Origin of the sequence: Pseudomonas saxonica (genome assembly GCF_007858365.1) — a bacterium.
Lineage (GTDB): Bacteria > Pseudomonadota > Gammaproteobacteria > Pseudomonadales > Pseudomonadaceae > Aquipseudomonas > Aquipseudomonas saxonica.
Genome location: NZ_VFIO01000004.1, coordinates 245,509 through 257,269, shown reverse-complemented (window position 1 = coordinate 257,269; position 11,761 = coordinate 245,509). Strand labels below are relative to the sequence as shown.

13 protein-coding genes are annotated in these 11,761 nt (G+C 54.5%); all 13 read right to left on the bottom strand.

Going from position 1 to position 11,761, the window contains the following annotated elements; translation table 11 throughout:
* Positions 1 to 73 precede the first annotated feature (73 nt).
* The 13 genes from FJD38_RS13535 to mnmG all read right to left on the bottom strand — a co-directional run bounded on the left by FJD38_RS13535 (position 74) and on the right by mnmG (position 11,556).
* Positions 74 to 493, bottom strand: a complete 420-nt coding sequence (locus FJD38_RS13535; RefSeq protein WP_122783577.1) for a F0F1 ATP synthase subunit epsilon — start codon at positions 491 to 493, stop codon at positions 74 to 76.
* Positions 494 to 549: 56 nt separating this feature from the next.
* Positions 550 to 1,929, bottom strand: a complete 1,380-nt coding sequence (gene atpD / locus FJD38_RS13530) for a F0F1 ATP synthase subunit beta (protein WP_122783513.1) — start codon at positions 1,927 to 1,929, stop codon at positions 550 to 552.
* Positions 1,930 to 1,956: 27 nt separating this feature from the next.
* Positions 1,957 to 2,817 (bottom strand): F0F1 ATP synthase subunit gamma, encoded by an 861-nt coding sequence (gene atpG, locus FJD38_RS13525; RefSeq protein WP_122783512.1) that lies wholly within the window; start codon positions 2,815 to 2,817, stop codon positions 1,957 to 1,959.
* Between the two features lie 50 nt (positions 2,818 to 2,867).
* Positions 2,868 to 4,412, bottom strand: coding sequence for a F0F1 ATP synthase subunit alpha (gene atpA, locus FJD38_RS13520; RefSeq protein WP_122783511.1), 1,545 nt, complete (start codon positions 4,410 to 4,412; stop codon positions 2,868 to 2,870).
* A 21-nt stretch (positions 4,413 to 4,433) separates the two neighbouring features.
* Positions 4,434 to 4,970, bottom strand: a complete 537-nt coding sequence (locus FJD38_RS13515; protein WP_122783510.1) for a F0F1 ATP synthase subunit delta — start codon at positions 4,968 to 4,970, stop codon at positions 4,434 to 4,436.
* A gap of 12 nt (positions 4,971 to 4,982) precedes the next feature.
* The gene (locus tag FJD38_RS13510; protein WP_048373561.1) at positions 4,983 to 5,453 is read right to left on the bottom strand and encodes a F0F1 ATP synthase subunit B; all 471 of its coding nucleotides are present in this window, start codon (positions 5,451 to 5,453) and stop codon (positions 4,983 to 4,985) included.
* A gap of 57 nt (positions 5,454 to 5,510) precedes the next feature.
* Positions 5,511 to 5,768 (bottom strand): F0F1 ATP synthase subunit C, encoded by a 258-nt coding sequence (atpE, locus tag FJD38_RS13505; RefSeq protein WP_002555987.1) that lies wholly within the window; start codon positions 5,766 to 5,768, stop codon positions 5,511 to 5,513.
* Between the two features lie 121 nt (positions 5,769 to 5,889).
* Positions 5,890 to 6,759: a F0F1 ATP synthase subunit A gene (gene atpB, locus FJD38_RS13500; RefSeq protein ID WP_122783509.1), complete on the bottom strand. Its 870-nt coding sequence runs from the start codon at positions 6,757 to 6,759 to the stop codon at positions 5,890 to 5,892.
* Positions 6,760 to 6,775: 16 nt separating this feature from the next.
* The gene (locus FJD38_RS13495; protein ID WP_003437994.1) at positions 6,776 to 7,183 is read right to left on the bottom strand and encodes a F0F1 ATP synthase subunit I; all 408 of its coding nucleotides are present in this window, start codon (positions 7,181 to 7,183) and stop codon (positions 6,776 to 6,778) included.
* Between the two features lie 147 nt (positions 7,184 to 7,330).
* The gene (locus tag FJD38_RS13490) at positions 7,331 to 8,203 is read right to left on the bottom strand and encodes a ParB/RepB/Spo0J family partition protein (RefSeq protein ID WP_122783508.1); all 873 of its coding nucleotides are present in this window, start codon (positions 8,201 to 8,203) and stop codon (positions 7,331 to 7,333) included.
* 9 nt (positions 8,204 to 8,212) lie between these two features.
* The gene (locus tag FJD38_RS13485; RefSeq protein ID WP_122783507.1) at positions 8,213 to 9,004 is read right to left on the bottom strand and encodes a ParA family protein; all 792 of its coding nucleotides are present in this window, start codon (positions 9,002 to 9,004) and stop codon (positions 8,213 to 8,215) included.
* 18 nt (positions 9,005 to 9,022) lie between these two features.
* Entirely contained in the window at positions 9,023 to 9,667 is a 645-nt protein-coding gene (gene rsmG / locus FJD38_RS13480; RefSeq protein ID WP_122783506.1) for a 16S rRNA (guanine(527)-N(7))-methyltransferase RsmG, read from the bottom strand.
* On the bottom strand, positions 9,664 to 11,556 hold the full coding sequence (mnmG, locus tag FJD38_RS13475) for a tRNA uridine-5-carboxymethylaminomethyl(34) synthesis enzyme MnmG (protein WP_122783576.1): 1,893 nt from the start codon (positions 11,554 to 11,556) through the stop codon (positions 9,664 to 9,666). Before mnmG ends, rsmG begins: the two co-directional genes overlap by 4 nt.
* Positions 11,557 to 11,761: the final 205 nt, after the last annotated feature.

The following is an 11,761-nucleotide window of genomic DNA, read 5'->3' as shown; positions in this document are numbered from 1 at the left end:
AAGTAATTCGCGGAAAAAGAAAAAGGGTAGCCGAGGCTACCCTTTTTAATCAATCACGCAATAAGCAGGAGGCTTAGCCGCCAAACTTCTTGCGGATCTGCTGGACGGTGCGCAGCTGAGCTGCGGCCTCGGCCAGTCGTGCAGCAGCAGCTCCGTAATCGAAGTCTGCGCCTTTTTCATTCAGCGCCTTCTCAGCAGCCTTAACGGCTTCTTGAGCGGAGGCTTCATCCAGGTCGGCGGCGCGTTGCACGGTGTCGGCAAGAACCTTGACCATGTTCGGCTGAACCTCGAGGTAACCACCCGAGATGTAAAACACCTCGTCTTCCCCACCCTGTTTGATCAGGCGAATCGGACCTGGCTTGAGTTCAGTGATCAGCGGAGCGTGACCCAGAGCGATACCAAGATCGCCCAGGCTGCCGTGTGCAATCACCATCTCAACCAGACCGGAGAAGATTTCTCCTTCCGCGCTGACGATATCGCAATGGACTGTCATCATATTAGCCATCTGATTGCCTCAACCTGATTAGCGCCCGTTGCCGGGCGCTCGAATTACAGTTTCTTGGCTTTCTCGATCGCTTCTTCGATGCCGCCGACCATGTAGAACGCTTGTTCTGGCAGGTGGTCGTAGTCACCGTTGAGGATGCCTTTGAAGCCTGCAATGGTGTCTTTCAGGGAAACGTATTTACCCGAAGCGCCAGTGAAGACTTCAGCCACGAAGAACGGCTGAGACAAGAAACGCTGGATCTTACGAGCGCGGGATACCAACTGCTTGTCGGTTTCCGACAGCTCGTCCATACCCAGGATCGCAATGATGTCCTTCAGTTCTTTGTAACGCTGCAACACGTACTGAACGCCGCGAGCGGTGTCGTAGTGTTCCTGGCCGATAACGTTCGGATCCAGCTGGCGCGAAGTCGAATCCAGTGGATCTACTGCTGGGTAGATACCCAGGGAAGCGATGTCACGGGACAGAACGACAGTAGCGTCCAAGTGGGCAAACGTGGTCGCAGGCGACGGGTCAGTCAAGTCATCCGCAGGTACGTATACCGCTTGGATCGAAGTGATCGAACCGTTTTTGGTCGAAGTGATGCGCTCTTGCAGAGTACCCATCTCTTCAGCCAGAGTCGGCTGGTAACCTACTGCAGAAGGCATACGGCCCAGCAGTGCGGATACTTCAGTACCGGCCAAGGTGTAACGGTAGATGTTGTCAACGAACAACAGTACGTCGTTACCTTCGTCACGGAATTTCTCGGCCATGGTCAGGCCAGTCAGTGCTACGCGCAGACGGTTACCCGGCGGCTCGTTCATCTGACCGTAAACCAGTGCCACTTTATCCAGTACGCTGGAATCCTTCATCTCGTGGTAGAAGTCGTTACCCTCACGGGTACGCTCGCCCACACCAGCAAACACAGAGTAACCGCTGTGTTCCATGGCGATGTTACGGATCAGTTCCATCATGTTTACGGTTTTGCCTACACCGGCACCACCGAACAGACCAACCTTGCCGCCTTTTGCAAACGGGCAGATCAGGTCGATAACCTTGATACCAGTTTCCAGAAGGTCGTTGCCGCCCGCTTGTTCAGCGAAGGACGGTGCAGGGCGGTGAATGCCCCAACGCTCTTCGGTTTCAATCGGGCCAGCTTCGTCGATCGGATTGCCCAGAACGTCCATGATCCGGCCCAGGGTAGCTTTACCTACTGGTACGGAGATGGCTGCGCCAGTGTCGGTGACTTCCAGACCGCGCTTCAAGCCCTCGGTGGAACCCATCGCAATGGTACGAACCACGCCGTCGCCCAGCTGCTGCTGAACTTCCAGAGTGGTTCCGGCCGCGCTTTGTACTTTCAGCGCGTTGTAGATGCTCGGTACGTTTTCGCGTGGAAATTCCACGTCGATCACGGCGCCGATGATTTGAACGATACGTCCGCTACTCATAGCTGGATCCTCTGAATATTTGAACCGTTAAACCGCGGCAGCGCCGCCGACGATTTCCGAGATCTCTTGGGTGATCGCAGCCTGACGCGCCTTGTTGTAGATCAGCTGCAAATCGCTGATCAAATCACCGGCGTTATCAGTGGCGTTCTTCATTGCGATCATCCGCGCAGCTTGTTCAGCTGCACTGTTCTCGACCACCGCCTGGTACACCTGCGACTCCACGTAACGCACCATCAAGCCGTCTAGCAGCTCTTTGGCATCTGGTTCGTAGAGGTAGTCCCAGTGGTGCTTGAGTTCTTGATCCGGGGTCGCCACCAGTGGAATCAACTGCTCCACAGTCGGCTGTTGCGTCATGGTGTTGATGAACTTGTTGGATACCACGGACAGGCGATCAATACGGCCTTCCAAGTATGCATCCAGCATCACCTTAACGCTGCCGATCAAATCATTGATCGACGGTTCTTCACCCAGATGGCTGATTGCAGCGACGACGTTACCGCCGAAGTTACGGAAAAAAGCCGCACCTTTGCTGCCGACCACGCACAGATCAATCTCGACGCCGTTTTCGCGGTTTACCGCCATGTCCTTGACCAAAGCCTTGAACAGGTTGGTATTCAAACCACCGCACAAACCACGGTCACTGCTCACAACCACATAACCGGCACGCTTTACAGCGCGATCAATCATGAAGGGGTGGCGGTATTCCGGGTTGGCGTTGGCCAAATGCCCAATAACCTGGCGGATGCGCTCCGCATAAGGACGGCTAGCAGCCATGCGCATTTGTGCCTTGCGCATTTTGCTGACCGCCACTTTTTCCATGGCGCTGGTAATTTTTTGCGTGCTTTTGATGCTCGCAATCTTACTGCGAATCTCTTTTGCGCCTGCCATGTAACACCTATCAGGTTAGCAAGCGGGAGCCTTGCGACTCCCGCTGCGGCTTACCAGGTTTGGGTGGCCTTGAACTTCTCGATACCGGCTTTGATGCCAGAATCGATGTCGTCATTGAAGTCACCTTTAACGTTGATCTTCGCCATAAGCTCGGCGTGATCGCGGTTGAAGTAAGCAATCAGCGCTTGTTCAAAGCTACCGACCTTGGTGATTTCGACGTCAGTCAGGAACCCACGCTCAGCGGCATACAGCGACAGCGCCATGTCAGCGATCGACATTGGTGCGTATTGCTTCTGCTTCATCAGCTCGGTAACGCGCTGACCATGCTCAAGTTGCTTACGGGTCGCTTCGTCCAGGTCAGAAGCGAACTGGGCGAATGCCGCCAGTTCACGGTACTGAGCCAGAGCGGTACGGATACCACCAGACAGCTTCTTGATGATCTTGGTCTGAGCGGCACCACCCACACGGGATACCGAAACACCGGCGTTCACTGCAGGACGGATCCCGGAGTTGAACATGGCCGATTCCAGGAAGATCTGACCGTCAGTGATGGAAATCACGTTGGTCGGAACGAACGCGGAAACGTCGCCAGCTTGAGTTTCGATGATCGGCAGTGCGGTCAGGGAACCGGTTTTGCCGGTCACTGCGCCGTTGGTGAACTTCTCTACGTACTCTTCGGAAACGCGGGATGCGCGCTCCAGCAGACGGGAGTGGAGATAGAACACGTCGCCTGGGTAAGCTTCACGGCCTGGTGGACGGCGCAGCAGCAGGGAAATCTGGCGGTAAGCCACTGCTTGCTTGGACAGATCGTCATAAACGATCAGCGCGTCTTCACCGCGGTCGCGGAAGTATTCGCCCATGGTGCAACCGGAGTACGGTGCCAGGAACTGCAGCGCTGCGGATTCGGAAGCACTGGCAGCAACGACGATGGTGTTAGCCAACGCGCCGTTTTCTTCCAGCTTGCGAACCACGTTGGCGATAGTCGATTGCTTCTGACCGATCGCTACGTATACACAGAAAATGCCGCTGTTCTTCTGGTTGATGATCGCGTCGATCGCCAGAGCGGTTTTACCGATCTGACGGTCACCGATGATCAGCTCACGCTGGCCACGGCCGACAGGAATCATGGCATCGACAGCCTTGTAGCCAGTCTGTACAGGCTGGTCTACCGACTTACGCCAGATCACGCCTGGAGCAACTTTCTCGACTGCATCAGTCTCGGTGTTGTTCAGCGGACCTTTGCCGTCAACTGGGTTACCCAGTGCGTCGACAACGCGACCCAGCAGTTCCTTACCAACCGGAACTTCCAGGATGCGGCCAGTGCACTTGGCGCTCATGCCTTCAGCCAGAGTCGTGTACGCGCCCAATACAACGGCACCTACAGAGTCTTGCTCCAGGTTGAGAGCCATACCGAAGACGCTGCCTGGAAACTCGATCATCTCGCCGTACATTACGTCGGCCAGACCGTGAATCCGCACAATGCCGTCAGATACGCTGACGACAGTGCCTTCGTTACGGGCTTGGGAGGTCACATCGAGTTTTTCGATGCGGCCCTTGATAATTTCACTTATTTCGGAAGGATTGAGTTGCTGCATTGCTCTGCTGCCCCTTCAAACTCAAGATTTCAATGCTTCGGCAAGGTTTGCGAGTTTTCCGCGAACCGAGCCATCGATAACCAGGTCGCCGGCGCGGATGATGACACCACCTATAAGGCTGGCATCCTCCGCAACTTGCAGGCGCACTTCCCGGTTGAGTCGTGCACTGAGAACCTTGGCGAGTTTGTCTTGCTGTTCTTGGTTCAATGCAAAAGCACTGGTCACTTCTACGTCTACCGACTTCTCTTGTTCAGCCTTGTACAGGTCAAACAGAGCGGCAATCTCCGGCAAAAGCGGGAGACGGTCGTTTTCGGCAACGACGTTAATGAAGTTCTGTACTTCTACATTGAACTTGTCGCCGCACACGTCAATAAACGTGGCGGCCTTTTCTGCGCTCGTCAGTCGCGGGGCCTTGAGCACGCGCTGCATAGTGTCGTCTTGCGACACTGCTGCAGCCAGGCCGAGCATGGCTGACCAAGAGGCCAGTTGCTGGTGGGCCTGGGCGTGCTCGAAGGCTGCCTTAGCGTAAGGTCGGGCCAACGTGGTCAATTCTGCCATGATCGCCCTCGCTTAAATTTCAGCAGCCAGTTTATTAACCAGCTCCGCGTGCGCGTTTTGATCGATTGTGGCACCCAGGATCTTCTCAGCACCTTCAACAGCCAGGCCACCCAATTGGGCGCGCAGGGCGTCTTTAACGCTGTTCAGTTCCTGTTCGATCTCGGCCTGAGCCTGAGCCTTCACACGGTCAGCTTCAACGCGAGCCTGTTCACGGGCTTCGTCTACGATCTGAGTACCGCGTTTCTTGGCTTGCTCAATGATTTCAGCTGCTTGAGCCTTAGCTTCGCGCAGTTGCTGACCCGCTTTATCTTGGGCCAACTCCAGGTCGCGAGCTGCTCGGTTAGCAGCGTCCAATCCAGCCGCAATCTTCTTCTGACGTTCTTGCAATGCCGCGATGACCGGAGGCCACACGAACTTCATGCAAAACAGTACAAAGATGAAGAACGCAACGGACTGGCCAATCAGGGTTGCATTAATGTTCACGCCAACACCTCGCTCGTTCGTTGTCTATCACTTCAATCAACTCGAATTATCGAGTGATTAGCCAGCGAGTTGACCAACGAAGGGATTAGCGAAGGTGAAGAACAGTGCGATACCAACACCGATCATGGTTACGGCGTCGAGCAGACCGGCAACGATGAACATTTTAACTTGCAGCATTGGAACCATTTCTGGTTGACGCGCAGCGCCTTCCAGGAACTTGCCACCCAACAGGCCGAAACCAATTGCGGTGCCCAGTGCGCCCAGGCCGATCAACAGTGCAACAGCGATAGCGGTTAGACCAACTACAGTTTCCATCTTTCCTCCCGACTTTTACGTCGTATGGTTTAGGTTTTTAGATTAAAGCGGTAAAACAAAATCATTTTGCGACGCCTTTCCGCCGGGGAGCGGGAAGGCGCCAGACTCGCCGAGACGGGCCTTAGTGGTTCTCTTCGTGTGCCATCGACAAGTAAACGATGGTCAACATCATGAAGATGAACGCTTGCAAGGTGATGATCAGGATGTGGAATACAGCCCACGCCCATTGCAGCACCACGCCCAGACCGCTAAGCCAAAGCAGGCCGCTGCCGAACATTACGGCGATCAGGATAAATACCAGTTCGCCAGCGTACATGTTGCCGAACAGACGCAGTGCCAGCGAGATTGGCTTGGCAATCAGCGTCACGAATTCGAGCAGGAAGTTCACCGGAATCAGCAGCGCTTGAACAAAAATGTTCTTGCTACCGAAAGGATGCAGGGTCAATTCGCCAATGAAGCCGCCGATGCCCTTGATCTTGATGCTGTAGAAGATGATCAGAGCGAATACCGAAAGGGCCATGCCCAAGGTAGCGTTAGGATCAGTCGTCGGTACGGCACGGAACGGGAAGTGCTCATCGCCTGTGATCAGGATGGCCAACTGAGGAATCCAGTCAACCGGGATCAAGTCGATGGCGTTCATCAGGAACACCCAAACGAAAATAGTCAGCGCCAACGGTGCAATAACTGCACTGCGTCCGTGGAAACTGTCTTTGACACTGCCATCAACGAATTCCACCAGTACTTCTACGAAGTTCTGAAGTGCGCCTGGTTGACCGGAAGTTGCCTTCTTGGCCGCCATGCGGAATACGAGGACAAACAATAGGCCGACAAAGACAGACCAGCCAAGTGTATCGACGTGGAATGCCCAAAAGCCCATCTGTTTAGCTTCTGCAACGGTGTGAGCAAAGCCCCAGCCGCCGTCAGGTAGCTGCCCGAAGGTCAGGTTCTGTAAGTGGTGCTGGATATAGCCCGAAGCGGTTGTTTCTGCCATGGTTGCCTCAAACGCCCTAAGGTCTCGAAAGTGTTGTTCTCATTAGCAGGGGAGCAAACCAACTGACCAATTGGGTCAGCACGAATACGCCGAATACAGCGAGCGGCGCCAATGGCTTCACACCTGCAAACGTCAGCGCGAACAGCACTGCCGTCAAAATTAACTTGCCTGCCTCGCCAGCGTAAAACGACCGGACGATGGCTTGCGCTGCTCGAGCGCCGGAAAACCGGAATGCCCTGTGAGCAAAATACACATTGGGTAGCAAAGCTATCAGGCCTCCGCAGAGTCCTGAATATCCGGCGACGACTCCATGCCACTGCCACAGCCCCAGAGCTGCCAGCAATAAAACGACAAATTGAGCCAGTAAAACCGGGAAAACCGCTAAGCGATGGAACGGCAAGCGGTTTGGCGTGCGGGTTTCCATCACAATGCTCCTCAAAGGTCGGCTACCAAAAAGTATTAACTTGGCATAATTTGTGCCGACAAAATGCGCGCAGAGTATAGGGGCGACGAGGCCCCTATTCAACTGTCAGGTAGTGATTTCCGACTGCGCGCTACATAGGGAAATGTTTCAGCGGATGTGAGCAAGCACTCCTTGAAGCTCATCAAGAGAATTGTAACCAATCACTAATTGGCCTTTTCCCTTCTTTCCGTGGCGAATCTGCACCGCAGAGCCTAGGCGCTCAGCCAGTCGCTGTTCGAGCCGGGTGATATCAGGATCGGCCTTAACGGGTTCAGCAGCTTCTTGTTTGCCGCTCAACCACTGGCGAACAAGGGCTTCGGTCTGACGCACTGTCAGGCCACGTGCGACAACATGTCGCGCCCCTTCAACCTGTTGAGGTTCTGGCAAACCAAGCAATGCCCGCGCATGACCCATTTCCAGGTCACCATGGGAGAGCATGGTTTTGATCACTTCCGGCAATGAAATCAATCGCAACAAGTTAGCCACAGACACTCGGGACTTACCCACAGCGTCAGCCACTTGTTGCTGAGTCAGCTGGAACTCTTGCTGCAAACGCTGCAAGGCCACGGCCTCTTCAATCGGATTGAGGTCTTCACGCTGGATGTTTTCGATCAACGCCATCGCAATCGCGGTTTCATCCGGCACATCGCGCACCATCGCAGGGATAGTCTCTTTGCCCGCCTGCTGGCTGGCACGCCAGCGGCGTTCACCGGCAATGATCTCAAAACGATTATCAGCAATCGGGCGAACCACGATTGGCTGCATCACGCCTTGGGTCTTGATTGAATTGGCTAGCTCTTCAAGCGCTTGCGGATCCATGTCACGACGTGGCTGATATTTGCCACGCTGAATCAGATCCAGTGGCAGGTGCTGCAACTCACTTTGATCAACCTTGACCGCTTGCTCTTCCAACGAGCTGACTGTAGGACCGCTTAGCAGTGCATCCAGTCCGCGTCCGAGACCTCGTTTCTTGACGGCCATGGGATTTCCTTAAGTAGGCTGAGCAGTGCGGGAGGTTCGACGTTGGCGGCGAACCAGCTCGCCGGCCAGGGCAAGGTAGGCAATCGCGCCACGGGAATTTTTGTCATACGCCAGCGCTGGCATGCCGTAGCTCGGTGCTTCGGCCAGGCGGATATTGCGCGGTATCACAGTCTCGTAGAGCTGCTCACCGAAGTGTTCCTTGAGCTGAGCCGACACATCGTTCATCAGGCTCAGACGCGGATCAAACATGGTGCGAAGCAAACCTTCGATCTTTAGATTCGGGTTCAGCAACTCGGCGATTCGCTTGATGTTATCCACAAGGTCGCTCAAACCTTCCAGTGCAAAATATTCGCACTGCATGGGGATAATTACCCCGTCGGCAGCGACCAGAGCGTTCAACGTCAGCATCGAGAGTGACGGCGGGCAGTCGATCAAGATGAAATCATAGCTCTCGCGAACAGGCGCCAATGCTGTACGCAGACGGCTTTCTTTCATCTGCATTTCAAGCAGAACGACTTCAGCCGCGGTCAGGTCGCGGTTCGCGGGCAAAAGCTGATAGCCACCGTGCTCGGAGACATGCATGGCCTGAGCCAGATCACATTCCCCGATCAACAGGTCATAAACTGAGTTTTCAAGACCATGTTTATCCACACCGCTACCCATGGTGGCGTTGCCTTGTGGATCGAGGTCGATGAGCAGCACGCGTCGCTTGGTCGCGACCAGCGATGCTGCGAGGTTGATACAGGTGGTGGTTTTACCCACACCACCCTTTTGGTTCGCTATTGCGAATACCTTAGCCATTCTTGCTTGCGTTCCCAATCATGCCGTGCGGCGCAGTATCAGCAGATGGCGTTGGCCTTGGCAACCCGGAACGGTCAAGGCGTGTTCGCCATCGAGACGAAAATCAGACGGCAATGCTACCAGCTCATCGGCCGGATGAACGCCCTTCATTGCCAACCAGCGTGTTTCACCGTCGCCCAAGTGGCGCGTCCAGTTAGTGAAGTTCTCCATGCTGCTGAAAGCTCTGGACACAATTCCTGTGAACGGCTGCTCAGGCTGGTACTCCTCAACGCGGCTGTGGATAACTTGCAGGTTTTCCAGCTTAAGCTCAAGTTTGACTTGGGTCAGGAAGCGGGTTTTCTTACCGTTGCTGTCCAGGCAAGTGACCTGCGATTCGGGAAACAGGATCGCCAGGGGAATGCCAGGCATCCCCCCACCACTGCCAACATCCAACCAACGGCCGTTTTCGATAAACGGCATCACACTCAGGCTGTCGAGCAAATGGCGAGAAACCATTTCGTCCGGGTTACGCACAGCCGTGAGGTTGTAAGCCTTATTCCATTTGATCAACAGGGCCAAATACGCCAGCAATTGCTCATGCTGGTTTTCAGTCAGCGCGACGCCCAGTTGGCGTGCACCTGTGGATAACTCTTCGGCGTTTTGTGCAGTGACCAGCGAACTCAAGCGTTTTGCTCCAACGTGCGGCCAGCGCCGCGTTTTTTCAGATGAATCATCAACAGGGAAATTGCTGCCGGTGTCACACCCGGAATACGCGAAGCCTGACCCAGGGTCTCGGGACGCGTGGCCCCCAGCTTGCTCTGGATCTCTTTCGACAGCCCGGAAATGTTCGTGTAATCGATATCCACAGGCAGTTTGGTGTTTTCACTGGCGCGTAAACGGGCAATTTCGTCTTGTTGACGATCAATGTAACCGGCGTACTTGGTTTTAATCTCGACCTGCTCGGCGACCAGCGGATCTTCAGCGCCCTGGCCTGTTACTTCGACCAAACCTGCATAGTCGATTTCTGGACGGGTCAACAGATTCAGCAAATTGTATTCATGGGTCAACGGCGTGCCAAATTTGGCTGCAATGGCATCACCCTGCTCAGTGCCCGGGCGCACCCATGTAGATTTCAAACGCTGTTCTTCGAGCGCGATACTTTCACGCTTAGTGCAGAAAGCGGCCCAACGGGCGTCGTCAACCAGACCCAACTCGCGGCCTTTTTCAGTCAAGCGCATATCAGCGTTGTCTTCACGCAGAATCAGGCGGTATTCAGCACGTGAGGTAAACATCCGATACGGTTCTTGAGTACCCAATGTAATCAGGTCGTCGACCAATACCCCGATATACGCCTCATCGCGACGCGGGCACCAGCTTTCCTTGCCCTGCGAAAGCAGTGCGGCGTTAGCGCCAGCGAGCAAACCTTGGGCACCCGCTTCTTCGTAACCCGTCGTGCCGTTGATCTGCCCTGCAAAGAACAAACCTCCAATCACTTTGGTTTCGAGGCTGTACTTCAAGTCGCGCGGATCGAAATAGTCGTATTCGATGGCGTAACCCGGCCGCACGATGTGAGCGTTTTCCATGCCGCGAATCGATTGAACAATCTGGATTTGTACATCGAATGGCAAGGACGTCGAAATACCGTTCGGGTACAGCTCGTGAGTAGTCAAACCTTCCGGCTCGATAAAGACCTGATGGCTTTCCTTGTCAGCAAAGCGATGGATCTTGTCTTCGATCGAAGGGCAGTAACGTGGGCCAATACCTTCGATTACACCCGAATACATCGGCGAGCGATCAAGGTTGGAGGCAATGATTTCATGGGTGCGGGCATTGGTATGGGTGATCCAGCAACTGACTTGAGCCGGGTGCTGTTCCTTGTTCCCCATGAACGACATCACTGGAATCGGTGTATCGCCTGGTTGCTCGGTCATGACCGAGAAATCTACCGAACGTCCATCAATTCGCGGCGGCGTCCCGGTTTTCAGGCGACCGACCCGCAATGGCAACTCACGCAGGCGCTGAGCCAATGCGATCGAAGGAGGATCACCGGCTCGGCCACCGGAATAATTCTGCATGCCAATGTGGATAAGTCCACCGAGGAACGTACCGGTGGTTAACACAACAGCATCCGCCATGAACCGCAGACCCATTTGGGTCACTACGCCACGCACTTGATCCTGTTCAACGATCAAGTCATCAGCCGCCTGTTGAAATATCCACAGGTTCGGTTGGTTTTCCAGAATTTCCCGTACTGCCGCCTTGTAGAGAATGCGGTCAGCCTGTGCACGGGTTGCGCGCACGGCCGGGCCTTTTCGGCCATTGAGTACACGGAACTGAATGCCGCCTTTATCGGTGGCAATCGCCATTGCCCCGCCGAGGGCATCGATCTCTTTTACTAGATGGCTTTTACCAATCCCGCCAATCGCAGGATTGCAGCTCATTTGCCCGAGGGTTTCCACGTTGTGGGTCAACAGCAGGGTTTTTACGCCCATGCGTGCTGAAGCAAGTGCAGCCTCGGTTCCGGCGTGACCGCCGCCGATGACGATCACTGCAAAACGGGAAGGGAAATTCACCACGCACCTCGTGCCTGTTACTAGGGGTTTTTGGATAGACCGCGAAGTATAGGGACTTCGCCCTTCTTAAAGAACCCTTTGCACAAAATTTAACCAGCTGTGGATAAGGGCAAGATAGATAAATAAATAGAGAAGAAATTTATAAAGCTTTGTTTTTATGTTTATTTCTACTGAGGCACATTTCTGTGGATAGATTGCTACAGAG